The 23,918-nt window shown below is 60.4% G+C and carries 20 protein-coding genes; 6 read left to right on the top strand and 14 right to left on the bottom strand.

Annotation, left to right across the window (positions count from 1 at the left end; translation table 11 throughout):
* Positions 1-63: 63 nt before the first annotated feature.
* Positions 64-345: a DUF1652 domain-containing protein gene (locus ACODTO_RS22555; RefSeq protein WP_175362633.1), complete on the top strand. Its 282-nt coding sequence runs from the start codon at positions 64-66 to the stop codon at positions 343-345.
* Positions 346-427: 82 nt separating this feature from the next.
* On the opposite strand, the gene ACODTO_RS22550 is transcribed toward ACODTO_RS22555, so the two are convergent.
* From ACODTO_RS22550 to ACODTO_RS22500, 11 genes are all read right to left on the bottom strand, one after another.
* Positions 428-691 (bottom strand): DUF2790 domain-containing protein, encoded by a 264-nt coding sequence (locus tag ACODTO_RS22550; protein ID WP_489107072.1) that lies wholly within the window; start codon positions 689-691, stop codon positions 428-430.
* Positions 692-889: 198 nt separating this feature from the next.
* Entirely contained in the window at positions 890-1,828 is a 939-nt protein-coding gene (locus ACODTO_RS22545) for a carbohydrate kinase family protein (protein ID WP_175362634.1), read from the bottom strand.
* Between the two features lie 12 nt (positions 1,829-1,840).
* Positions 1,841-3,328, bottom strand: a complete 1,488-nt coding sequence (gene xylB, locus ACODTO_RS22540) for a xylulokinase (protein WP_489107071.1) — start codon at positions 3,326-3,328, stop codon at positions 1,841-1,843.
* A 156-nt stretch (positions 3,329-3,484) separates the two neighbouring features.
* Complete coding sequence (locus ACODTO_RS22535; protein WP_139645502.1) at positions 3,485-4,966, bottom strand: mannitol dehydrogenase family protein; 1,482 nt, start codon at positions 4,964-4,966, stop codon at positions 3,485-3,487.
* Positions 4,967-4,981: 15 nt separating this feature from the next.
* A complete protein-coding gene (locus ACODTO_RS22530) occupies positions 4,982-6,085 on the bottom strand; it encodes an ABC transporter ATP-binding protein (protein WP_175362637.1) in 1,104 nt (367 codons plus the stop codon).
* Between the two features lie 38 nt (positions 6,086-6,123).
* Positions 6,124-6,954, bottom strand: coding sequence for a carbohydrate ABC transporter permease (locus tag ACODTO_RS22525; protein WP_139645506.1), 831 nt, complete (start codon positions 6,952-6,954; stop codon positions 6,124-6,126).
* A 10-nt stretch (positions 6,955-6,964) separates the two neighbouring features.
* On the bottom strand, positions 6,965-7,897 hold the full coding sequence (locus tag ACODTO_RS22520; protein WP_139645508.1) for a carbohydrate ABC transporter permease: 933 nt from the start codon (positions 7,895-7,897) through the stop codon (positions 6,965-6,967).
* A 176-nt stretch (positions 7,898-8,073) separates the two neighbouring features.
* Positions 8,074-9,384 (bottom strand): ABC transporter substrate-binding protein, encoded by a 1,311-nt coding sequence (locus ACODTO_RS22515; RefSeq protein WP_175362638.1) that lies wholly within the window; start codon positions 9,382-9,384, stop codon positions 8,074-8,076.
* A gap of 317 nt (positions 9,385-9,701) precedes the next feature.
* On the bottom strand, positions 9,702-10,607 hold the full coding sequence (locus ACODTO_RS22510) for an AraC family transcriptional regulator (RefSeq protein WP_139645512.1): 906 nt from the start codon (positions 10,605-10,607) through the stop codon (positions 9,702-9,704).
* Between the two features lie 115 nt (positions 10,608-10,722).
* A complete protein-coding gene (locus ACODTO_RS22505) occupies positions 10,723-12,024 on the bottom strand; it encodes a glycosyltransferase (RefSeq protein WP_489107070.1) in 1,302 nt (433 codons plus the stop codon).
* Between the two features lie 77 nt (positions 12,025-12,101).
* On the bottom strand, positions 12,102-12,473 hold the full coding sequence (locus tag ACODTO_RS22500; RefSeq protein WP_464708777.1) for a response regulator: 372 nt from the start codon (positions 12,471-12,473) through the stop codon (positions 12,102-12,104).
* A 254-nt stretch (positions 12,474-12,727) separates the two neighbouring features.
* Between ACODTO_RS22500 and ACODTO_RS22495 the strand changes: the two genes are divergently transcribed.
* Genes ACODTO_RS22495 through ACODTO_RS22475 form a run of 5 tightly spaced genes read left to right on the top strand, consistent with a single transcriptional unit; the run spans position 12,728 to position 19,271 of the window.
* Positions 12,728-16,216, top strand: a complete 3,489-nt coding sequence (locus ACODTO_RS22495) for a response regulator (protein WP_139645518.1) — start codon at positions 12,728-12,730, stop codon at positions 16,214-16,216.
* A complete protein-coding gene (locus ACODTO_RS22490) occupies positions 16,216-17,031 on the top strand; it encodes a CheR family methyltransferase (protein WP_139645706.1) in 816 nt (271 codons plus the stop codon). Before ACODTO_RS22495 ends, ACODTO_RS22490 begins: the two co-directional genes overlap by 1 nt.
* Positions 17,028-17,615, top strand: a complete 588-nt coding sequence (locus ACODTO_RS22485; RefSeq protein ID WP_175362642.1) for a chemotaxis protein CheB — start codon at positions 17,028-17,030, stop codon at positions 17,613-17,615. Before ACODTO_RS22490 ends, ACODTO_RS22485 begins: the two co-directional genes overlap by 4 nt.
* A gap of 5 nt (positions 17,616-17,620) precedes the next feature.
* A complete protein-coding gene (locus ACODTO_RS22480; RefSeq protein WP_489107069.1) occupies positions 17,621-18,901 on the top strand; it encodes a hybrid sensor histidine kinase/response regulator in 1,281 nt (426 codons plus the stop codon).
* Entirely contained in the window at positions 18,894-19,271 is a 378-nt protein-coding gene (locus tag ACODTO_RS22475; RefSeq protein ID WP_175362643.1) for a response regulator, read from the top strand. The genes ACODTO_RS22480 and ACODTO_RS22475 overlap by 8 nt, the downstream gene beginning before the upstream one ends.
* A gap of 258 nt (positions 19,272-19,529) precedes the next feature.
* Here the strand turns inward: ACODTO_RS22475 and ACODTO_RS22470 are convergent, their stop codons facing one another.
* The 3 genes from ACODTO_RS22470 to ACODTO_RS22460 all read right to left on the bottom strand — a co-directional run bounded on the left by ACODTO_RS22470 (position 19,530) and on the right by ACODTO_RS22460 (position 23,888).
* Positions 19,530-21,197, bottom strand: coding sequence for a response regulator (locus ACODTO_RS22470; RefSeq protein WP_489107068.1), 1,668 nt, complete (start codon positions 21,195-21,197; stop codon positions 19,530-19,532).
* Positions 21,197-22,699: an ATPase domain-containing protein gene (locus ACODTO_RS22465; RefSeq protein ID WP_489107067.1), complete on the bottom strand. Its 1,503-nt coding sequence runs from the start codon at positions 22,697-22,699 to the stop codon at positions 21,197-21,199. The genes ACODTO_RS22470 and ACODTO_RS22465 overlap by 1 nt, the downstream gene beginning before the upstream one ends.
* Positions 22,700-22,832: 133 nt before the next feature.
* Positions 22,833-23,888, bottom strand: a complete 1,056-nt coding sequence (locus ACODTO_RS22460) for a tetratricopeptide repeat protein (RefSeq protein ID WP_489107066.1) — start codon at positions 23,886-23,888, stop codon at positions 22,833-22,835.
* Positions 23,889-23,918 lie beyond the last annotated feature (30 nt).

Genomic DNA, 23,918 nt, shown 5'->3' with positions numbered 1-23,918 from the left:
AGAAACGGACGAAATACCGTCGTTGTAAACATAAATTGGCCGCCTCAACAGGAGAGAGTTGCCATGTTTTTATCTGCCCTCGAAATGCGCAATATCATTGAAAGCAGTTTGCTGCCCAAGCGTTCGCAATGCACTTTGTCACCCGACTTGACGATGACGATCAAGATTTTCGACGATCATGAAACCGATCGCGTAGCCTTGATCAAGTCCAACATCGATGCCAACAAACTCACGGGCTGTCGGGCGATCAACGACCTGATTGCCGAGTTGCGCACCGAACTCGACCACAACCACGGCAGCGGGAACTACTTTCATCAACAACACCACCGTATGACCGGGCGCTGATCGCGACCTTGTCTTGGTCATCTGACGCCTGGGTCCGGCCAATAACCGAACCCGGCGTCCAGTTGCAGTGTGAAGATGCCACTCAGTCTCCCTTCGTGCAGGCATCCGTCAGTTTGCGATAGGAAACATCCCGGGTTTCTCCCATCTTGTCGATATACACCATTTGTGCGGTGATCACTTCGCAATAAGGTGTGGACGGTTCCGTCAGTGACAGCACCTTCTTGATCTCCAATGGCATGCCATAGCGATAAGGCATGGGCTGTGAGGTATTGTCGGCCTGAGCCAGACCGGTGATGCCGGCCAAGCCCAACAAGGACGCGGCGGCGAGTAACGCAGAAGTGTTCATGATCGGAATTCCGCAGCAGAGGGCCTCGACCTGATGCCCTGGCATCGAGGTCTGCCGCGCGGGGCCTTTGCGGGGAGGGCGCGGTCCGGGCCAGTGTCGGAGCGCAGGATTAAAAGGGGGTTAAGCCAGGTGCCTGGCTTTTGATGCTCCCAGGCTGCCGCAATGTTTGAACGAAGCGGCAGTCGCTGGGGCGAGTTGTCAGTTCAACTGCTGGCGATAGGGCAGGTCTGGCCCGGTCTTGCCGCAGGTCAGTGCGGCTGCACGCATGGCAAAGTCGAGCATGGCGCTGATCTGATCCCGGGTCAGCGTCAGTAGACCCTCGACTGAATCCAGTTGCTGTTCGATCAACCAGGTAATCAATGCGGCCTGGAAGGTATCCCCTGCGCCTACGGTGTCGGCGATTGTCACTGAGCAGGCCGGCATCGACCATGTTCCATGGCGACGGCTGAACACGGTTGCGCCCTGGCCGCCACGGGTCAGGAATACCAATTGGCAACGATGTTCCAGCCAGCCCTCGATCACCACCTGAGGATCCCGTTCGGGATAGAGCAGGCTCAAGTCTTCGTCGCTGACCTTGATCAGGTCGGCGTACTCCACCAGCGTCGCAATCCGTGAGCGCCACAGCTCGATGTCCGGCTGCGGGTTGAGTCGCACGTTCGGGTCCAGGCTGATCAGGCGCTTGCCGCTCTCCCGCTGCGCCAGCGCCAACAGGGTATCGCCAATCGGTTGCACCACCAGGCAAAACGAGCCGAAATGCAGGCCACTCACTTCAGGCCCCAGTTCGGGCAAGTGTTGCAGGCCCAGCTGTCGATCCGCGCAGCCTTCACCGCGAAAACTGTAGTGGGGCGAGCCGTTTGCCCCCACGGCGACCATCGCCAGGGTGGTCGGTGCGTCGAAGTCCCGCAGGTATTTTGCGCTGACACCTTCGTTGAGCAGGACCTGCTGCAAGCGCCGACCCAGGAAGTCGGTGGACAGCCCGGCAAACAGCGCCGATTCCACCCCCAGGCGACGCAGCCCTACCGCCACGTTGAACGGCGAACCGCCGGCGATGGCCTTGAAATTAACCTGCGAGGCCGGGCCGCCGCTTTCTTGATCACTGAAGAAATCAAACAGTGCTTCACCACACACCAGATACATGGATGTCTGCTCTCAAAGGGTTGCGACGTGTTGTCGATAAGTTTCATAGGCTTGTTGGGCGGCCGCGACATGTTCGGCGACCGGCCGGGTTTCGCTGGCCGGGTCGAGCTTGACGCAACGCTCGCAGAGTTCGGCCAGGCTGTGTTGCGATCCGGAATGGCACCACGCCGCCTGAATCGCCGCGCCCAAGGCTGCCGCTTCGCTCTGTTCGGTGCAGATGACCGTGGTGTTCATGATGTCGGCGACGATCTGCCGCCATACCGGGCTCTTCGAGCCGCCGCCGATCAGGCGGATGCTCCGTGCCTCGAGCCCTGTGGCGCGCAGCAGGTCCAGGCCATAGCGCAAGCCGAAGGTGGTGCCTTCGACCACGGCCCGGCACAGGTTGGCCCGATTCAGGTTGGTGGTGGTCAGGCCCAGCAGGCTGGCGGTGGCGTGGGGCAGGGCGGGAACGCGTTCACCGTTGAGGAACGGCAACATGCAGACTCCCTCGGCGCCGATCGGGGCCTGGGCCACCAGGGCGTTGAAGGTCTCGATGTCCAGCTCGAACAGCTCGCGCAGGGCGCTGGTGGCGTTGGTCAGGTTCATGGTGCAGATCAGCGGCAGCCAGCCACCACTGGATGAGCAGAAAGTCGCGACCGAGGCCTCGGGGCTGACCGCGGGCTCGCTGGCATAGGCATAGACCGTGCCGGATGAACCGAGGCTCATGGTGATCACGCCGGGCTGGATATTGCCGGTGCCGATGGCGCCCATCATGTTGTCGCCGCCGCCGCTCGCCACGATGGCCTCAGGGTTGATGCCCAGGCGCGCGGCAATGCCCGGCAGGATCCGCCCGACCGGCTGATGGGCCTCGATCAGTTCCGGCAACGCCGATTGCAACCGGCCGCTGGGGTCAATGTGTTGCAGCAGCTGCAGATCCCATTGACGGGTGCGTACGTTGAAATAGCCCGTGCCCGAGGCATCGCCGTATTCGCTGCAGTAACGGCCGGTGAGCCAGTGGTTCAGGAAGTCGTGGGGCAACAGGATGTGCGCGATGCGAGCAAAAATCTGCGGATGGTGTTCCCGGGTCCACAACAGCTTGGAAACCGTGTAGCCGGGAGCGATGACTACGCCGAGACGCTCCAGGGCACCGCTTTCACCGCCCAGGTACACTAGCAGATCATCGTTTTGCGGGGCGCTTTCGGTGTCGCACCAGAGCTTGGCCGGGCGCAGCACCTGATCCTGCTCGTCGAGCAACACCAGGCCATGTTGCTGGCCGGAGACGCCAATGCCAAGTATGGCCTTGCCGTCGACACCAGCGTCTGCCAAGGCCTGGTGAGTGGCTTGGATGAACGCATCGATCCATTGCCCGGTGTCTTGTTCACGCCGGCCATTCGCGCCACTGATCAGGGTGTGGGCCGCAGCGCCCTGGCCCAGGACCTGGCCGCTGTTCGCATCCAGGATCAAGGCCTTGGTGCCTTGGGTGCCGCAGTCGATGCCCAGGAACAACTGTTGACTTGCCATAGAAACCCTCATGTGCGTGACACTGAACCGTGACAGATCGTTCCCACGCTCTGCGTGGGAATGCCTCAACGGACGCTCCGCGTTCGGCTTGTGGGGCGCAGAGCGTCCCTGGCTACATTCCCACGCAGAGCGTGGGAACGATCAACCGTGTGCAGTTTAGTCTGCGTCGGCCAGCACCCGCTCAAGTGTCCGGGTCACCCCATGCTCGCGCAAGCTGTTGCAGCACCATTCGAAGGCCGCGACGAACTCCGCCGAGCGCGGGATCGCTGTGCCGAAAATCTCCTCGACCTCCAGCATCCGTTGGGTCACCAGCGCATCGTCGGCCACCAGTGCCTGGCAGAATCCCGCCCGAGGGTCGGGAATCGTGTAGTTCACGCCGTTCTCGTCCACCCCTTTGAGGTACACGGCCCAGGCCGCGACCACCAGCGCCGCGCGCCGGGTTTCGCCGCCGTCGGCTATCAGGCGGTTGATGGTCGGCACGGTGAACTTCGGAAACTTCGACGAGCCGTCCGAGCATACCCGTTCCAACTGGTCGGCGATGGCCTGATTGGAAAAACGCTCCACCAGGGTGTTCTTGTAGTCGCCCAGGTCGATGCCCGGTACGGGGGCCAGTTGCGGCGTCACGTCGAGGTCCATGTAGGCACGGATATACCGCACGAACAACGGGTCGTTCATGGTTTCATGGACGAAGCGATAGCCCTTGAGGAACCCCAGGTAGGTCAGGGCCAGATGGCTGCCGTTGAGCAGTTTGATCTTCATTTCTTCGTAGGGAGAAACGTCATCGGTGAACTGCACACCGACCTTTTCCCAGGCCGGGCGCCCGTTGACGAATTTGTCTTCCAGTACCCATTGCACGAACGGCTCGCAGACCACCGGCCAGGCATCGTCGATCCCGTGTTCGTCGTGCAACTGCAGGCGATGGGCGACACTGGTCATGGGGGTGATGCGGTCGACCATGGCGTTGGGAAAGCTCACGTTGTGGTCGATCCACTGCGCCAGTTCGGCGTCGTGCCGCGTGGCGAAGGCCAGCAGGGCCTTGCGGGTCACCGCGCCGTTGTGGGGCAGGTTATCGCAGGACATCAGGGTGAACGCCGATGTCCCGGCGGCACGGCGTTTGGCCAGCGCGGCGCAGAGGAAACCGAACACGGTGGTCGGCGCGTCCGGGTGGGCCAGGTCGTGCTGGATCTGCGGCAGATGGGCCATGAATTCGCCGTTGCTGTCGTCGATGCAATAGCCGCCCTCGGTAATCGTCAGCGAAACGATGCGGATCTGCGGATCCGCCAGTTTGTCGATCAGCACCTGGGCGCCGTCCTCGGCCAGCAACATGTCGTTGATGGCGCCAATCACGCGGACTTCGGTGTCGTCGTTGTCGCCCAGTTCGTACAGGGTGAACAGATAGTCCTGGCTGGCCAGGTCATCCCGGGCGCGGCGGTCTTCGGCCCGCAACCCGACGCCGCAGATGGCCCAGTCCAGATCGGCGCCGGTGTTCATCAGCGCATCGGTGTAGTACGCCTGGTGAGCCCGATGGAAGCCCCCGACGCCGATGTGGGCGATGCCCTGGCGGATATCGCCCAGGGGATAGGCGGGCAGGGCAACTTCCGGCTTGAGGTTATGCAGGTTTTGGCGGTTGAGTTTCATCGCGAGTCTCGGTAATCAGGCGGCGGCGCGCAGCGCACGGGTGACCGCTACGCCATCGGCATCGAATAAATGGCAGTGTTGAGCGTCCAGGTGCAGGTTCAACTGCTCGCCGAAACGGCTCGCCAGATCGCCGCGCACTCGCATGGTCAAGGCTTCACCGGACGTGGTGTTGACGTGGCAGAAGGTATCGCTGCCCAGTCGCTCACTCACGTCGGCGGTCACTTGCAGCGTGCATTCACCGGGTTGTGCCAGGTTCAGGTGTTCCGGACGGATGCCCAGGGTGACCGGGCTGCCGACGTTGAGGCTCGCGCCGTTCACCGGCAACTGGATGCGTGTGCCCGCATCCAGCTGAATTTCGCAACCCTGGCCGTTGAGCGCGCTAACCTTGCCCTTGAGAAAGCCCATTTTCGGCGTGCCGAGAAACCCGGCGACAAACAGATTGGCCGGCTGGTGGTACAGCTCCAGGGGCGAGCCGACCTGCTCGATGCGCCCGCTATTGAGCACCACCACCTTGTCGGCCAGGGTCATGGCTTCGACCTGATCGTGGGTCACGTAGATCATGGTTGCCTGCAGTTCCTTGTGCAGCCGGGCCAGTTCCAGGCGCATCTGCACCCGCAAGGCGGCGTCGAGGTTGGACAGCGGTTCGTCGAACAGGAAGATCTTCGGATTGCGCACGATGGCCCGGCCGATTGCCACCCGCTGGCGCTGGCCGCCGGACAGCTGTTTGGGTTTGCGTTCGAGCATCGGTCCCAGTTCGAGGATACGCGCCGCTTCGTTGACCTTCTTCTCGACGTCGGCCTTGGGCACGCCCGCCAGATCCAGGGCGAAGGACATGTTCTTGCGCACGCTCATGTGGGGGTACAAGGCGTAGGTCTGGAACACCATCGCCAGGTCGCGCTTGGCCGGGCTGACTTCGGTGATGTCACGCCCGTCCAGCTCGATGGTGCCGTCGCTGACCTCTTCCAGGCCGGCGATCAGCCGCAGCAGGGTGGATTTGCCGCAGCCCGACGGGCCGACAAAGACCACGAACTCGCGGTCGTTCACTTCCAGGTCGATACCCTTGATGATGGAAAAGCCTTCGAAGCCTTTTTGCAGATTCTTGATTTTCAGGTTGGCCATGATGATGGGCCTCCACGTCTGATTAGGTGTAGGGCGCGTTACTTCACGGCGCCAAAGGACAAACCGCGGACCAATTGCTTCTGGCTGATCCAGCCGAAGATCAGGATCGGCGCGCAGGCCAGGGTCGAGACGGCGGACAATTTGGCCCAGAACAAACCTTCGGGGCTGGAGTAGGAAGCGATCAGAGCTGTCAGTGGTGCGGCTTTGGACGAGGTCAGGTTCAGCGACCAGAAGGCCTCGTTCCAGCACAGAATCAGTGACAGCAACACGGTAGAGGCCAGGCCGCCCTTGGCAATCGGCAGCAGCACTCGAACCATCTCCTGCCACAGGGTGGCTCCGTCCAGGCGCGCGGCTTCGAGGATGTCGCGGGGAATGTCCTTGAAGTAGGTGTAAATCATCCAGACCACGATCGGCAGGTTGATCAGTGTGTAGATGATGATCAGCGCAGTGCGGGTGTCCAGCAGGCCAAAGCTCTTGGCCAGCAGGTAGATCGGCATCAGCACGCCCACCGGCGGCAGCATCTTGGTGGAGAGCATCCACAGCAAGGTGCGCTTGGTGCGTTGGGTTTCGTAGAACGCCATGGAGTAGGCCGCCGGTACCGCGATCAGCAGGCACAAAGCCGTGGCACTGAAGGACACCACCACCGAGTTCCAGGCGAAAGTGAAATAGTCGCTGCGTTCGTTGATGTGCAGGTAGTTCTCCAGCGTCGGCGTGAAAATGAACTGCGGCGGCGTGGCGAATGCATCGATTTCGGTCTTGAAGCTGGTCAGCACCATCCAGAAGATCGGGAAGAAGATCAGGATCGCAATGGCCCAGGCCAGCGTGCCCAGCAGCAGGCTTTGCAGCCGACGGGATTGTTGAAGTGTCATGGCGGCGGCCTCAGTTCTTGTCAGTGAGGTTTTTGCCGATCATCCGCACCAGGATGATGGCGGCGATATTGGCAATGACCACGGCTATCAGGCCACCGGCCGAAGCCATGCCGACGTCGAACTGCACCAGCGCCTGGTTGTAGATCAGGTAGGCGAGGTTGGTCGAGGCGTAGCCGGGGCCGCCGTTGGTGGTGGTGAAGATCTCGGCGAACACCGACAACAGGAAAATGGTCTCGATCATCACCACGACGGCAATCGGCCGCGCCAGATGCGGCAGGGTCAAGTGCCAGAAAATCGCGATCGGACCGGCGCCGTCCAGGCGGGCGGCTTCTTTCTGTTCCTGGTCGAGGGACTGCATGGCCGTCATCAGGATCAGGATCGCGAAGGGCAGCCACTGCCAACTGACAATGATGATGATCGACAGCAGCGGGTAGTGGGCCAGCCAGTCCACCGGCTGCGCGCCAAACAGTTTCCACACTGAAGCGAGGATCCCCGAGACCGGGTGGAAAATCAGGTTCTTCCAGATCAGTGCGCCCACGGTGGGCATGATGAAGAACGGCGAGATCAGCAGGACCCGGACGATGCCGCGGCCAAAGAACTCGCTGGCCTCCAGCAATGCACTGATCAGAACCCCGAACACGATACTGATGAGCAGCACACTGCCCACCAGCAACAAAGTATTGGTGGCACCGGGTATGAAGCCCGAATCAGTGAGGAAGTACGTGAAGTTCTCCAGCCCGACGAACTCGTTTTCACCGGGGTAGAGCAGGTTGTAGCGGATCATCGAGAAGTAGACGGTCATGCCCAGGGGCACGATCATCCACAACAGCAACAAGGCTACCGATGGACTGACCAGGAACCAGCCGGGGTTCGCCAGGCGGAGCTTGCGCGTCGGTGCGGCAATTTCGAGAGGCGCTTTGGCAGTTGTCGTTGAAGTATTCATGGCATTGAACCGTTTTGTGCGGGCCTATGAAGAACCCAAATGTGGGAGCAATTCCTTGTGGGAGCGAGCCTGCTCGCGATAGCGTCCGACCTTCGCCATCGAGGTGGCTGTCACACCGTCATCGCGAGCAGGCTCGCTCCCACACTGGATCTCCTACAGAAATGGATGCGGCGCAGTTACTTGGGATACCCGGCACGCTTCATCTCGCGCTCGGTGGTGGACTGCGCGGCGGTCAACGCCTGGTCCACGCTCTGCTGACCGGTCAGTGCGCCGGAGAAGAACTTGCCCACCTGGGTGCCGATGGCCTGGAACTCGGGAATGGTCACCAACTGGATACCGATATAAGGCACCGGCTTGAGGGTCGGCGCTTTCGGGTCGGCGACTTTCAGCGACTCCAGCGTGACCTTGGCGAACGGCGCGGCTTTCATGTAGTCGTCGCTGTAGGTCGAGGTGCGGGTGCCTGGCGGTACGTTGGCGATGCCATCGGTCTTGGCGACCAGTTGGCTGTATTCCTTGGAGGTCGCCCAACTGGTAAAGACCTTGGCGGCATCCTTGGCCTTGGAGCTGGTCGGGATTGCCAGTGACCAGGAGTACAACCAGGAGGTGCCTTTATCGGTTTTTTCGTGGGGTGCGAAGGTGAAGCCGACATGATCGGACACCTTGCTCTGGGTCTTGTCGGTCACGAACGAGCCGGCGACGCTGGCATCGACCCAGATCGCGCATTTGCCGCTGTTGAACAGGGCCAGGTTCTCGTTGAAGCCGTTGCTCGACGCACCTGGAGGGCCGGACTTCTTCATGTTGTCGACGTAGAAGGTCAGCGCGTCTTTCCACTCGGGACCATTGAATTGCGGTTGCCACTTCTCATCGAACCAGCGCGCCCCGTAGCCGTTGGCCAGGGTGGTGATCAGCGCCATGTTCTCGCCCCAACCGGCCTTGCCCCGCAGGCACAGGCCATATTGTTCCTTGCTCTTGTCGGTGAGTTTCTCGGCAAACTCACCGATCTGGGTCCAGGTCGGGTGTTCGGGCATGGTCAGCCCGGCGTCCTTGAACAAGTCGGTGCGGTAATAAGTGATCGAACTTTCGGCGTAGAACGGCAGGGCATACAGCGAACCCTTGACGGACAGGCCGTCACGCACGGAAGGGAAGACGTCGTCCAGGTCGTAGGAGGCTGGCAGATCTTTCATCGGTTCCAGCCAACCCTTGGCGCCCCAGAGTGCAGCTTCGTACATGCCAATGGTCAGCACATCGAACTGTCCACCCTGGGTGGCGATGTCGGTGGTCAGGCGTTGGCGCAGGACGTTTTCTTCGAGCACCACCCAGTTCAGCTTGATGTCCGGATGCTCCGACTCGAAGGTTTTCGAGAGCTTCTGCATGCGGATCATGTCGCTGTTGTTGACGGTGGCAATGGTGAGGGTCTGCGCGCCGAAACTGACGCTGCTGAGGGTCATGCAGGTGGAGACAAGCAGAGCTTTTACCGAAGGTTTCATCGCGCACTCCTTTTCCGTGCCGAAAGGCGGCGGAAGGACAGTTATTGTTTTTTGTCTTCCGGATGAAGGGAAGAATGTGCGCTGATTACAGCCTTCAATGGCCGGCGTGACAAATCATCCGTCGCACTGGTGCTGATACTTTTTTGCACTGGACGAAGATGGTTGGTGAAAGGATTACCTGTGGCGAGGGGATTTATCCCCGCTGGGCTGCGAAGCGGCCCCAAATATCTCTGCCACCGCGGTGTATCAATTAGAACGCAAGGGGCCGCTTCGCGACCCAGCGGGGATAAATCCCCTCGCCACAGGGGAGCAAAGTGTCAGCCCTGGTTCTGCTCGGTCAACCGCTGCACCGCCAGCCGCCGGTAATGGGAAGGGGTCATGCCCTTGAGCTGCTGGAAGCGCCGGTTGAAGTTCGAGATGTTATTGAAGCCCGACTCGAAACAGACATCCGTGACCGGTTTGTCACCGTCGGCCAGCAGTTCGCAGGATTTGCTGATGCGCAGGCGGTTGACGAATTCGATGAAGCAACGACCGGTGGCCTGTTTGAACACCCGGCTGAAGTAGGTGGGTTTCATGCCCAGGTGCTCGGCGACTTCCTCCAGGGGCAGTTCCCGAGCGTAATGGGCAAAAATGTAGTCCACGGCCCGGTTGGTACGGTCGATGCTGTGCTCATCGGTCATCTGCGAAGATGCGCCACCGGAGAGCACTTGATAGTCATCCGTGGTGGCCAGCAACTCCATCAGGATGAAGAAATACCCCAGGCGGCTCATGCCCTGGGAGTCGGCAATGCGCTGCATCAGGATCATTGCCTGGCGGATGGTGCGCTTGCAGCGGAACTCGATGCCGTAGCGGGCCCGTTCGAGCAACGGCGCGATGGTCTTGAGTTCGGCAAATACCTGGTGTCCGCTTTCGAACAACTCGTCGGTGAAATTCACCAGCATGTCGCGCTTGGGCACCACTTCGTCCTCGGCCACCTGGCTGATCCAGTTGTGGGGCAGGTTGGGGCCGGTGAGAAACAGGGTCTGCGGGTAGAAGTTGCCGATGTAATCGCCAATGAACACCTTGCCGGAACTGGCGACGATCAGGTGCAGCTCGTATTCCTTATGGAAATGCCAGCGCACCAACGGGCAAGGAAAGCCATGCTGGCGATAGATGATGGACAGTCCGTCATGGTCATCCATCAACTCGTAGGAAGGGTCGGTGACTCTTGCTGTTCGGGTCATGGGCCTGCACTTTTATTGTTATAGCCGTTGGATAATGCCCCCTTCGCCGAGCGGGTGCCACCCCGAATCATCTTCCGATGGTCGCCCGGCGCCATGCCATGACTGATGCTGGCACCTACGCCGGCGCGTTGTTGCGGTGCTTTTCTTCAATCCACTGGGACATGTATTGGGTGCTCTTGTGCTGGTGGTGGCGCAACATGCTGCCGGTGAAATTGTCACGACGTCGTTGCGCCAGGTTGGCACGGCACGCCTGGATATTTTCAATCAGCGCCGGGCCATGAATCTCTTTGCGATAACGCTCCGCCAGCAGCGTCAGCCCAGCATCCCGGGCCTGGTTCCAGAGAGCGGGGTCGCTGTACAACTGCACGGCGGCGCGGGCGATGTCTTCGGCGCTCTGTCTGATATCCCCAGGCCATGGCATCTCCCCCGACATGGCTTCGGCGCCGATGGGGGTCGTGACGCTTGGTGTGCCGCAGAGCATGGCCTCGATCAGCTTGCCCTTGATGCCGGCGCCGAAACGTAGCGGCGCCAGGCAGATGCGGGCCGCCGACATCACCTGCAGGGCGTCCTCGGCCCAGTTCATGATATGGAATCCCTGGGCCGGATTGTGCAGCGCGGCAGCTTTCGGCGGTGTGTACGCGCCGTACAGGTGCAGTTGCGCGCCCGGCAGTTGCTGGCGGATCAGTGGCCAGATGGCGTTCTTCATCCAGAGCACGGCATCCCAGTTCGGCGCATGACGGAAGTTGCCGATACTCAAGAAATGCGCCCGTTCCTCGAATGGCGCCGGTGGCGTGGCCGGCAGATCAATCATCAACGGGCACCAGAGCAGGAGGTTGCGGGGCACCTTGAATTGTTCCACCAGCAGTTCGATCTCGACTTCGGACACCATCAGGTTCAGATCGCAGCGGTACAAGGCGGCGATCTCGCGCTTGGCCATATCGGTGTCGGCCATCAATTGGAAGGTTTCGGGCAGGTCGGGCGCGAAAAGATCGCTGAAATCCTGGGAGGTCTCATCAGCTTTCAAACGGTCCTTGAGGCGCTGGTGCCGGGCGTGGCGCAGGCTTTGCAAATCCGACGTTTCCAGCACACGCAAGGCGCCGGGGCAGTGTTTCTCGACCCGCCAGCCGAATTGCTCTTCCATCATGAACTGGTCGAACAGAACGATGTCCGGTGCCAGCTCGCTGACGAACACATCGAAACTGCTGTTATTGAGTTCGATAGGCACTTCTCGGATGCCCAGTTCGATCAGGTCCGCGCGCTTCTCCCCGGGCCTCGCCGGGCTGCTGAACGTGATGTCCCAGCCTTGTCCGAGGAATGCCTCCAGGATCTGCATGATGTGTCCGCCCGCTGCCGATGAACGCGGCTCGGGCCAGACATAACCGATGACCAGGACCTTGAGGGCGGTGGGATGAGGCATGGGCAGGCATTTCCTTGGGAGGGATCAGGCGCGGTCGGCGCGTGGGGCGCCGATAGTGACCAAGAATCCGCTTGGGCTCAAGAAAGAATGCTTCTGACCTTGTCGCGTAGCTGATCAATGGAAAAAGGCTTGCCGATCACCGCCATGCTTTCCGGCACGTCGACGCTTTCGGCATAGCCGCTGGCGAACAGGACCGGCAGCCCAGGCCGTACCAGGCGGGCCTGCTTGGCCAGCTCGCGGCCGTCCATCACCGGCAGGCCTATGTCCGTCATCATCAGCTCGATCGGCTGATCCAGGTTGCGCAGGTAGTCCAGCGCCTGCTCACAACCGTCCGCCTCGAGCACCCTGTATTCCAGTTCTTCCAGGACATCAACGATCAACATCCGGACGATGTCGTCGTCTTCGACTACCAGAACGGTGGTGGCGGTGACAGGGGCGGGGGTGGACATAGTCATTATTCTCAGAAGAAAAAATCGGGAAGGGCGAAAAGGGCCTCATGCATGAGTAAGTAGCGAGGCGACACAAGTTCCCGAGCCTGTACAAGAAAGGATCTATAGTACAAGAGCTGACAAGGATAGTCGCTTCCTTGCTACGGGATTGGCCGTTGTGGGAATTGTGCCTTTGACTTTGTCAGAAATGTGGATCCAGTCCGTGTCTTTCGGGCAAACTCCATGGTTTTCAACTGTTCGCCAAGGCCTTTTCCATGACTCCTTCGTCTTCGGTTGACGAGCAAAGCTTTCGCAAACTCCTGAGCCGTAATATCAGCCTGCCGCTGGGCATAGGCGCCCTCAGCGCGGTGTTTTTCATTGTGCTGATCACTTATCTGCTGTCGGTGATCCAGTGGGTCGGGCACAGCGATCGGGTGATCAGTAATGCCAATGAAGCCATCAAGCTGAGCGTGGACCTGGAGACCGGCATGCGCGGTTATCTCCTGAGTGGGGACGAGCACTTCCTCGACCCCTATGAGATCGCCAGGCCGCGTATTGCCGTCGCGCTTGAGACATTGCTGGAATTGACAGCCGACAACCCCATCCAGACCGAACGCTTGCGCAAGGTGCAAGCGCTCCAGACGGAGTGGGCCAATTACGCCCAGAGCATGATCGACCTGCAACGCAGCAGCGGCGATTATCGGGGAGCGGTGAAGGCCGGGCGCGGCAAGCGCCTGACGGATGAAATCCGCAAGACCTTTGAAGACATCGTCGACACCGAGCAGCAATTGCGTACGACGCGCAACGAAGAGGTGCGCTCCACCACGGTCTGGAGCATTACCCTCTATTTGCTGTTCGTTGCCGCCGTCAGCGGATTGCTGGCCTATGTCGGACGACGAGATCTGTTGAGCCTGTCCAACAGTTACGGCGCCAGCCTGCGGATACAGCAAGAGAGTGCCTTGCACCTGGAGAAACAGGCCTGGCTGCGCAATGGCCAGACCCAATTGGCCGAGCAGGTGCTGGGGCAACTGACCCTGAACCTGTTGGGGCGCAATATCCTGCAGTTCTGCGCCAAGTACCTCGACACCGTCGTTGCCGCGCTGTACGCGCGGGAGGAAAACGGTGTGCTCAAGCGGGTGGCCACCTACGGTCTTTCCCGGGAGGAGGACGAACAGCACCAAATGATTGTTGCCGGTGAAGGCATCGTCGGCCAGGCCGTGCAGCAGGGGCGTCTTATTCGTCTGGACCCTGTACCCGACGATTACCTGAAAGTCAGTTCGGGGCTGGGGCAGGGCTTGCCCAACAGCGTGGTGGTGGTGCCGACCAGCGATGACGACCGGATCAACGGCGTCATCGAACTGGGCTTCCTGCGGCCGTTGACCGAGCGTGACATCGAGTTGCTGGAACTGATTGCAGGTAATGTCGGCACCTCCATCGAAGCCGCCCGCTACCGGCAGCGCTTGCAGGAGGTACTGGCGGAAACCCAGCAATTGAACGAAGAACTGCAGGTCCAGCAGGAAGAGCTCAAGACCGCCAACGAAGAGCTAGAGGAGCAGTCGCGCATTCTCAAGGAGTCCCAGGTCCACCTGGAGGCCCAGCAGCAGGAACTGGAGCAGACCAACGAGCAACTGGCCGAGCAACGCGACGCCATGGACCAGAAGAACAACGAGCTGAACCTGGCCCAGCTCCAGCTGCAGGAACGCGCTGAAGAGTTGCAGCGTTCGAGCAAGTACAAGTCCGAGTTCCTCGCCAACATGTCCCACGAACTGCGCACGCCGCTCAACAGTTCGCTGATCCTGTCCAAGTTGTTGGCGGAGAATCCGCAGAATAATCTGAGCGAGGAGCAGGTCAAGTTTGCCGAATCGATCTACTCCGCCGGCAATGACCTGCTCAACCTGATCAACGACATCCTCGACATTTCCAAGGTCGAGGCCGGCAAGCTGGAGGTGCGTCCGGAAAACACGGGCGTGTCGCGCCTGGTGGAAGGTCTGCGCGACATGTTCAAGCCGCTGGCGGCCGACAAGGGCCTGGGCTTCGACGTCCAGGTGCTGCCCGACGCGCCAGCGATGCTGTACACCGACCGCCAGCGTCTGGAACAGGTACTCAAGAACCTGTTGTCCAACGCAGTGAAGTTCACCGAGCAAGGCACCGTGAGCCTGTCCGTGGCCGGCCAGCCGGGTTCAGGCATCGCCTTCATGGTGCGGGATTCGGGCATCGGTATTTCCCCCGATCAGCAGCAGAGCATCTTCGAGGCATTCCGCCAGGCTGATGGCACCACCAATCGCCGTTACGGCGGTACTGGCCTGGGGCTGTCGATCTCCCGGGACCTGGCGGCGTTGCTGGGCGGCTCGATCTCCGTGTCCAGCGCGCCGGGGCAGGGCAGTGTGTTCACCCTGGTGTTGCCTGAGCGTTATGTCGAGCCTGGGGATACACCGGTGGAGCCGCGGACCTTCACGCCAACGGCCACTGTGCCGGCCTCCATCACCGATGTGCCGGCCGCTACACCGGCACCCTTGGTTGCCCAGGTGGACCTTCCCATTGCCCGCTTCGCCGATGACCGGGACAAGGCGCCGTTCGACGGCCGTTGCATCCTGGTGATCGAAGACGAGCCCAAGTTCGCCCGGATCCTTTTCGACCTCGCCCATGAACTGGGTTACCAATGCCTGGTAGCCCACGGCGCCGACGAAGGCTTTGACCTGGCCTCGCAGCTGGGCCCCGACGCCATCCTGCTGGACATGCGCCTGCCTGATCATTCCGGGCTGACGGTGTTGCAACGGCTCAAGGAACGGGCCGAGACCCGGCATATCCCGGTGCACGTGATTTCTGTCGAAGACCGCGTCGAAGCCGCGATGCACATGGGCGCCATCGGCTATGCGGTCAAACCGACCACCCGCGAAGAGCTCAAGGATGTATTCGCCCGCCTGGAAGCGAAGCTGACCCAGAAGGTCAAGCGAGTGTTGCTGGTGGAGGACGACGACCTGCAGCGCGACAGCATTACCCGCCTGATCGGCGACGAGGACATCGAGATCACCGCCGTCGGCCTGGCCCAGCAGGCTTTGGATCTGCTGCGGACCAACGTCTACGATTGCATGGTCATCGATCTGAAACTGCCGGATATGCTGGGCAATGATCTGCTCAAGCGCATGTCCACCGAAGAGATCTGCTCATTCCCGCCAGTGATTGTCTACACCGGACGCAACCTGACCCGCGACGAAGAGGCCGAGCTGCGCAAGTATTCGCGCTCGATCATCATCAAGGGCGCCCGCTCGCCAGAACGTCTGCTGGACGAGGTGACACTCTTTTTGCACAAAGTCGAATCCCGGTTGTCCCATGAACGGCAGCGGATGCTCCAGACAGCCCGCAGCCGGGACAAAGTGTTCGAAGGCCGCAAGGTGCTGCTGGTGGACGACGATGTGCGCAACATCTTTGCACTGACCAGTGCCCTGGAGGCAAAAGGGGCGGTCGTGGTCATCGGCCGTAATGGCTACGAAGCGATCGAACGCCTCAATGAGGTGGAAGACATCGATCTGGTGCTGATGGACGTGATGATGCCGGAAATGGACGGTTTCGAAGCCACTGCGCGAATCCGCAAGGACCCGCGCTGGCGCAAGTTGCCTATCATCGCCGTGACGGCCAAGGCCATGAAGGATGATCAGGAGCGTTGCATCGCCGCCGGCTCCAACGACTACCTGGCCAAACCGATTGACCTCGATCGCCTGTTTTCGCTGATTCGCGTGTGGTTGCCGAATATGGAAAGAATTTAGTGGAAAGAGACACCGACATTGAACTGCGTTTGTTGATCGAGGCGATCTACCTCAAATACAGCTACGACTTCAGGGATTACTCCGGCGCCTCCATCAAGCGCCGGGTCCTCCATGCGCTGAGCCAGTTCGAGTGCCGAACCATCTCGGCACTCCAGGAGCGTGTGCTGCACGATCCGGGCATGTTCATGCAGTTGCTGCAGTTGCTGACGATTCCCGTCAGCGAGATGTTCCGCGACCCCTCGCACTTCCTGGCAATTCGCCAGGAAGTGGTGCCGCTGCTCAAGACCTACCCGTCGCTCAAAATCTGGATTGCGGGCTGCAGCACAGGGGAGGAGGTCTATTCCATGGCGATTCTGCTGCGTGAAGAGGGGCTGTTGGACCGCACGCTCATCTATGCGACCGACATCAACCCCAGATCGTTGGAGAAGGCCAAGCAGGGCATTTTTTCCCTGGAGAACGTGAGGGCCTATACCCAGAACTATCAGCAGGCCGGAGGACGACGCTCGTTTGCTGATTACTACACCGCCGCCTACGATTATGCGATGTTCGACAAGACCCTGCGTGAGAATGTGACCTTTGCCGATCACAGCCTGGCGACGGACAGCGTCTTTTCAGAGACTCAATTAATTTCTTGTCGTAATGTATTGATATATTTCAACAAAAAACTGCAAGATCGCGCGTTTGGACTGTTTCATGAGTCCCTGTGTCACCGTGGTTTTCTTGTGCTGGGCAGCAAGGAGACGCTGGACTTCTCGGTGTTCGGCAAGCAATTCGAGCCGTTGGTCAAACAGGAACGGATCTATCGCAAGCTATGAACCAGACAACGGACAGACCCGGACCCGCAATAGAAGCTATCGCCGTTGGTGTATCCGCTGGTGGCGTGGAGGCGCTGCTCAGGCTGTTCGGGCAACTGCGCAAGGGCTTCCGTTTGCCTGTCCTGGTGGTGCTGCATCTGCCCAACGAGCGCCACAGCCAGTTGGCACAAGTCCTTGGTCATCGCCTGGCGATACCGGTGGAAGAGGCGCGGGACAAACAGGATATTCAAGCCGGCACCCTGTATGTCGCCGCACCTGGCTACCATTTGTCGGTCGAGGCCGATCGCAGCCTGTCGTTGAGCCTGGAGGAGCCGGTGCACCATTCCCGGCCGTCCATCGACGTCCTGTTCGAATCGGCCGCCGACGTCTATGGCTCGAACCTGCTGGCGATCGTGCTGACCGGGGCCAATGACGATGGCGCCCGGGGCCTGGCCAGGGTCAAGGAACTGGGCGGAATCACCGTCGTCCAAGACCCCGCCGAAGCTCAGGTCTCGACCATGCCGGAAGCCGCGCTGGCCCTGCACGAGCCCGACCATATCCTCACTTTACAAGGCATCGGCCAATTGTTGGCCGGGCTGGAATGAACCACATGCCAAGAGATATTCAAGCCAAACTGCTGATCGTCGATGATCTGCCGGAGAATCTGTTGGCGCTGGAAGCCCTGATCAAGGGGGACGACCGCAAGGTCTACAAGGCTCAGTCGGCCGACCAGGCGTTGTCCCTGCTGCTGCAACATGACTTTGCCCTGGCCATCATCGACGTACAGATGCCGGACATGAACGGCTTCGAGCTGGCCGAGCTGATGCGGGGCACGGAGAAGACCCGTAGCATTCCGATCATTTTTGTCAGCGCCGCCGGCCGGGAACGCAACTATGCCTTTACCGGCTATGAAAACGGTGCGGTGGACTTTCTGCACAAGCCACTGGACACCCATGCGGTCAAGAGCAAGGTCAATGTGTTCGTGGAACTCCATCGCCAGAAGAGGGCGGTGAAGGAACAGGTCGTCGCCCTGGAGCAGAGTCGCCGGGAACAGGAAGTGCTGCTTCAGCAGTTGCAGGCCACCCGCAGCGAACTGGAGCAGGCGGTGCGTATGCGTGACGACTTCATGTCGATCGTCGCCCATGAGGTGCGCACGCCCCTCAACGGCCTGATTCTCGAGACACAACTGCGCAAGATGCATCTGGCTCGGGACAACGCCGCCGCGTTCAGCCTGGACAAGGTCAAGGCTATGGTCGAGCGCGACGAGCGGCAGATCAAGAGCCTGATCCGACTGATCGAGGACATGCTGGATGTATCACGCATTCGTACCGGCAAGTTGTCCATCCGACCGACCCGTTTCAACCTCTCAGCCTTGGTGGAAAACCTCTTGCGCAATTTCCAACCGCAGATCGTGGCTGCCGAATGCGCGTTGAATTACACCGCCGAGCCTTCGGTTGAAGGGCTCTGGGATGAGTTTCGGATCGAGCAAGTGGTGTCGAACCTGCTGACCAACGCATTGCGCTATGGGGGCAAGAGCCCGATCGATGTGCGCGTCTACAAGACGCCCGAGCACGCCTGTATCGAGGTCCAGGACCGCGGCATCGGTATCAGCGAGGAGAACCAGAAACGCATCTTCCAGCAGTTCGAGCGGGTGACCTCCAAGGCGGTCGCCTCCGGCTTGGGGTTGGGCTTGTTCATTTCCGAGCAGATCGTCACCGCCCATGGAGGGACCATCATGGTCAATAGCCGCATCAACGAAGGTGCGTTATTCCGTGTTTGCTTGCCCTTGCAGCTCTCCGTCCTTCCAAAAAACGTCGCATTGACGCAACCTCTGAATGACCCTACGGTCGTATCAGCAGCTATTGATCGAACGAAGGCTTCCCATGAGTGAAGATGCGCAAGATGTTGTACTGGTCGTCGAGGATGATCCGTCAATCATGATGGTATTGTCCGCCTACCTGTCAGGGGTGGGGTACAGGGTGCTGCAGGCCGAAAATGGTGATAAGGCCTTCGAAATCCTGGCAAGCAAGCCCCACCTGGACATGATGATCACCGACTTCCGACTGCCGGGCGGTATTTCCGGGGTGCAGATCGCCGAACCCGCGGTCAAGCTGCGTCCTGAGCTGAAGGTGATCTTCATCAGCGGTTACGCCCAGGAAGTGCGCGACACCGACAGCCCCATCACCCGCCAGGCGCCGATCCTGGACAAGCCGTTCGACCTGGACGAGTTGCAGGGCATCATGCGCTCGATGTTGTCCTGACGCTGTTGAGTTCACCCCGGCCCTTGTGGGAGCGAGCCTGCTCGCGATGACGGCGGCACATTCAACATTTCTTGCGGTAGACATACCGCTATCGCGAGCCGGCTCTCTCCCACACCGGGTCCTGCGGCGTATGCAGCTTCGTGTACGCCACAAAACCCTGTGGGAGCGAGCCTGCTCGCGATGACGATGGCGCATTCAACGTCTCTGAGGCAGACATACCGCATTCGCGAGCAGGCTGGCTCCCACATGGGATTCGACTCAAGCCCCGATCATTTCCCGGACCTTGGCCGTCAACAGGTCAAAGGTGAACGGTTTCGTGATCATCTGCATGCCCTGGTCAAGGAAGCCCCCGCGTACCGCCGCATGCTCGGCGTAGCCGGTGATGAACAGCACCCGCAAGTCCGGGCGGATCTGCCGGCCGACTTCCGCCAGTTGCCGGCCGTTCATGCCTGGTAATCCCACGTCGCTGATCAACAGATCGATGCGCTGGCCTGATTCGAGAATCGGCAACGCACCGTTGGCGTCACCGGCTTCGAGGAACGCATAGCCCAGTTCGCCCAGTACCGAGCTGACCAGCACCCGGACTGCCGGATCGTCTTCGACGATCAGCACGGTCTCGCCGGCCTGCGCAGGAGCCGCGTGCTGGGGGTCGGCCAATGATTCGGGGATTGCCTCGCCCAGGAAGCGTGGCAGATAAAGATTGACGGTGGTGCCTTTGCCGACATCACTGTCGATTGCCACGTGGCCACGGGATTGCTTGCTGAATCCATAGATCATCGACAGGCCCAGCCCAGTGCCCTGGCCGATGGGCTTGGTGGTGAAAAATGGATCGAATGCGCGATTGACGACAGATTCGGGCATGCCACACCCACTGTCCTGCACACTCAGCACCACATAGTCGCCGGGCTCCAGGTTGGTGTACGCGTCGGTGAAACCGGCATCCAGATGTGTGTTGAACGTGCGCACCACCAGCATTCCGCCTTCCGGCATGGCATCCCGCGCGTTGAGGACCAGGTTGAGCAGGGCACTTTCCAGTTGGTTGGGATCGGCCTCGGCGATCCAGAGCTGGTCTTCCAGTTGCATGTCCAGCCGGATGCTCTCATTGAGGCTGCGCTGCAACAGCTCCCCCATGGACAGCACCAGGGTGTTCATCTGCACGGCCTTGGAGTCCAGGGACTGGCGCCGGGAGAAAGCCAGCAAGCGATGGGTCAGGCCGGCTGCGCGGTTGGCCGAGGTCACGCCCAGGTCGATCAGGCTGTCCAGGTCTTCGGTGCGGCCCCGTGCCAGGCGTCTGCGCAACAGTTCGAGGCTGCCGATGATCCCGGTCAGCATGTTGTTGAAGTCGTGGGCGATACCGCCAGTCAGCTGGCCCACCGCTTCCATTTTCTGTGATTGGCGCAAGGCTTCTTCATTGTGGCGCAATTGAGCGGTGCGCTCTTCTACCTGTTGTTCAAGGGTTTCAAGGGTATTCTGCAGGCGCAGCTCGCTCTTGCTGAGATCGATCAGGCGTTCCCGGGCCTCGTATTGCCTTCGTCGACCGCGCAAGGCGGTGGTGACCAGGCTGACCAGGGTCACTGGATGAAAAGGACGCTCCAGGAACGTTACGTTGCCCAGCTGCATGCCAATGCGTGCCGCCGGGTTCTGTTCCGGGCCACCATGATGGGTCAGCAGGACGATGGGCAGGTCGGACCAGGCAGGCTGTTGTTCAATCTGTTGGAACAACGTTTCCAGGTCGGGACCCACCAAGGCTTCCGACGAGATGACCAACAGGCCGGCGCCATGCTCGAGTTCCTCACACAGTTCCCCCAGATGGCGACAGATGAGGCCGGTGAACCCGGCCTCATTGAGGATCATCATGGCAATCTGGCTGTCCCGTCCCAGCGGCGCGAGGATCAGTGCCCGCTCCGACAGGGGCTCGACCAACATCACTGGAGCTCATCCCTGAGCAGTGGATGGTCCGCTCCCATATAGGTCGGTACCCCGCGCAATACACCCTGGAATGCCTCCAGCGGCTCGCCGATCGTCATGCCTTGCCCGCTGATGCGGTATTCGCGGATCGTCGATTCGTGGCTGCCGGTGCGTTTCTTGATGATGGAAATCGCTCGGCGGACCTTGCCCAGCGCCTCGAAATACCGCAATAGAATCACGGTATCGGCCAGATAAGTAATGTCCACCGGCGCCTGCATATCGCCTACCAGGCCATGTTGCGCGACGGTCATGAAGGTGGCCGCTCCCTTGCGATTGAGGTAGAGCAACAGCTCATGCATGTGCAGCACCAGAGCGTTTTCTTCCGGCATGGCGGCCTGGTAGCCGTTGATGCTGTCGATGACGACGGTCTTGATGTCACCTTCATCGACGCAGCGGCGTACCCGGTGGGAGAACTCACCGGGAGACAATTCGGCGGCGTCTACCTGTTCGATCAACAGGTTGCCGGTTTCTTGCAGCGCCTTCAGATCGATGCCGATATTGTTCATACGTTCGAACAGCAGGCCCAGCTCTTCGTCAAAAATGAACAGGGCAGCCTTTTCGCCCCGTTGCACGGCCGCTGCAGCGAAAATCATCGAAATCAGCGACTTCCCGGTACCTGCCGGCCCCAGGATCAAGGTGCTTGAACCGGTCTCGATACCGCCACCCAGCAGGGCGTCCATTTCCGCGATGCCGCTGGACAGCTGTTGACGCAGGTACTGCCCGCGATGCTCGGCCGCCACCAGGCGCGGGAAGACGTGAAGACCGTCCCCCATAATGGTGAAGTCGTGGAAGCCGCCACGGTATTTTTGCCCGCGATACTTGACCACCCGGATCCGTCGCCGTTCGGCGCCATAATTGGGGGTCAACTCTTCGAGGCGAATCACCCCGTGGGCGACGCTGTGCACGGTCTTGTCCAAGGATTCGGTGGTCAGGTCATCGAGCAGCAGGACGGTGGCGTCGTAGCGCACGAAGTAGTGCTTGATCGCCAGGATCTGCCGGCGATAGCGCAGGGAGCTCTGCGCCAGCAGACGGATCTCCGACAGGCTGTCGAGTACGACCCGGGTCGGCTTGACCTGTTCGACCACCTCGAAGATCTGCCGGGTCGCTTCCCCTAGCTCCAGGTCCGAAGAATACAGCAGGCTTTGCTGATGCTCGGCATTGAGCAGGCTTTCCGGCGGCGTCAGTTCGAAGATGTGAATGTTTTCGTCCAGGGTCCACCCGTGGGACGTCGCGCCTTGGCGCAATTCACGCTCGGTTTCCGACAGCGTGATGTACAACGAGCGTTCGCCGGCCTGGGCGCCGGCCAACAGGAAATGCAACGCGACTGTGGTCTTGCCGGTGCCGGGTTCCCCTTCCAACAGGAACACATGGCCGCGGGACAGGCCACCGGAGAGGATATTGTCCAGTCCTTCGATACCGGTGGCGGCTTTGGCGTCGATCAACTCGTTCAATGTAGACAAAAATAGCCCCCTCATGGCTAAGGAAGTAAAGCAGGTTGAGTGTCTGAATACTTGACCTTTGGCGGTGATGGCGGTTCCGCTTCCTGCTACATAACTGGTGAAGTTGTACAACTTGCGGTGTGGACGAGGCCTTCTACAAGCCTTGCTGCAACACCGGATCGTCCGGGTTCAGCTGTTCCAGTTTCGCCAGCAGGATCTGCACATTCTGCAACTGACCGGTTTCCTTCCAGTAGTTGATCAGCAACACCCGGGCTTTGCGGTCGGCGGGGTAGCGCTGAACAATTTCCTGCAACTGTTTCTGCGCGGCTTCCAGCTCCTGCTCGGCATGCAGGGTGGTGGCCAGGTCATAACGGTAATAGCGATTGTCGGGCTCCAGTTCCACGGCTTTTGCCAAGCCGAGCACCGCGTATTCGCTCTGGCCATGTTGCAACAACCACATGCCCAGCGCATGTTGCAGGTAAGCTGACTGCGGCTGGGTTTGCAACTGTCTTGCGAGTAATTGTCGTGCGGCTTCGCCCTGGCCCTGTTTGTCGAGTACTTCGATCTGCATGACCACTGCTGGCAGGTTGTCCGGCTTCAGGCGCAGGGCTTGTTCCAGGGCTTGCTGGGCCTTTTTCAACTCGGCGTTGTGCAGGTGCAGGCGGGCGAGTTGATAGAAGGCGTCGGTGGTTTGCGGGCCATCTTGAAGTTGCTGTTCCCAGGTGTCGATGGCCAGTTGCATGGCGCCGAAGTACAAGCCCAGTTCATCCGGCGACAGGCCCAGCAGGGCGTTCACGGCGGCAAATCGCACGCTGGAGTCGTCATCATCGAGCAGCGGTCCCAGCAGCAGGCTGCGTTGCGCCGTCGGCACCAGTCCGACAATGCTGCCGATGGCCGCCCGACGTACATCCGCCGATTCGCTGTGCAGGTCCGCGTCCGCCAGTTTCAAGGCCTGGGGACTCGGGTAGTTGGGCAGTTCGGCGTGCAGCCACACGCGACGCTTGGGTGAGAGGTCCGGACGCCCGAGTTGCTGATAGAGCATCCTCGCCGCGCCGGGGAGCCCGTTACGTGCCTGAGCCAGGGCTTCACTGTAGCCGCGCTTGATCGCTTCGGGGATTTGCGGGGTGTTGCTGTGCCGCCACAACCCAACCAGTCCGATCATCAGGACGACCCCAAGGCTGAGCAGAAGATAGCGACGAGACGAAGGCATGCAGGTAATCCATGACCGGGAAACTTGAAA

Source organism: Pseudomonas sp. FG13, assembly GCF_057809755.1.
The sequence above is the reverse complement of the archived record's forward strand: the minus strand, read 5'-3'. Positions and strand labels throughout refer to the sequence as shown.

Coding starts and splice junctions, on each gene's coding strand:
- ACODTO_RS22555 (WP_175362633.1), top strand. CDS start 64: ATGTTTTTATCTGCCCTCGAAATGCGCAATATCATTGAAAGCAGTTTG.
- ACODTO_RS22550 (WP_489107072.1), bottom strand. CDS start 691: ATGAACACTTCTGCGTTACTCGCCGCCGCGTCCTTGTTGGGCTTGGCC.
- ACODTO_RS22545 (WP_175362634.1), bottom strand. CDS start 1,828: ATGTATCTGGTGTGTGGTGAAGCACTGTTTGATTTCTTCAGTGATCAA.
- xylB (WP_489107071.1), bottom strand. CDS start 3,328: ATGGCAAGTCAACAGTTGTTCCTGGGCATCGACTGCGGCACCCAAGGC.
- ACODTO_RS22535 (WP_139645502.1), bottom strand. CDS start 4,966: ATGAAACTCAACCGCCAAAACCTGCATAACCTCAAGCCGGAAGTTGCC.
- ACODTO_RS22530 (WP_175362637.1), bottom strand. CDS start 6,085: ATGGCCAACCTGAAAATCAAGAATCTGCAAAAAGGCTTCGAAGGCTTT.
- ACODTO_RS22525 (WP_139645506.1), bottom strand. CDS start 6,954: ATGACACTTCAACAATCCCGTCGGCTGCAAAGCCTGCTGCTGGGCACG.
- ACODTO_RS22520 (WP_139645508.1), bottom strand. CDS start 7,897: ATGAATACTTCAACGACAACTGCCAAAGCGCCTCTCGAAATTGCCGCA.
- ACODTO_RS22515 (WP_175362638.1), bottom strand. CDS start 9,384: ATGAAACCTTCGGTAAAAGCTCTGCTTGTCTCCACCTGCATGACCCTC.
- ACODTO_RS22510 (WP_139645512.1), bottom strand. CDS start 10,607: ATGACCCGAACAGCAAGAGTCACCGACCCTTCCTACGAGTTGATGGAT.
- ACODTO_RS22505 (WP_489107070.1), bottom strand. CDS start 12,024: ATGCCTCATCCCACCGCCCTCAAGGTCCTGGTCATCGGTTATGTCTGG.
- ACODTO_RS22500 (WP_464708777.1), bottom strand. CDS start 12,473: ATGTCCACCCCCGCCCCTGTCACCGCCACCACCGTTCTGGTAGTCGAA.
- ACODTO_RS22495 (WP_139645518.1), top strand. CDS start 12,728: ATGACTCCTTCGTCTTCGGTTGACGAGCAAAGCTTTCGCAAACTCCTG.
- ACODTO_RS22485 (WP_175362642.1), top strand. CDS start 17,028: ATGAACCAGACAACGGACAGACCCGGACCCGCAATAGAAGCTATCGCC.
- ACODTO_RS22480 (WP_489107069.1), top strand. CDS start 17,621: ATGCCAAGAGATATTCAAGCCAAACTGCTGATCGTCGATGATCTGCCG.
- ACODTO_RS22475 (WP_175362643.1), top strand. CDS start 18,894: ATGAGTGAAGATGCGCAAGATGTTGTACTGGTCGTCGAGGATGATCCG.
- ACODTO_RS22470 (WP_489107068.1), bottom strand. CDS start 21,197: ATGTTGGTCGAGCCCCTGTCGGAGCGGGCACTGATCCTCGCGCCGCTG.
- ACODTO_RS22460 (WP_489107066.1), bottom strand. CDS start 23,888: ATGCCTTCGTCTCGTCGCTATCTTCTGCTCAGCCTTGGGGTCGTCCTG.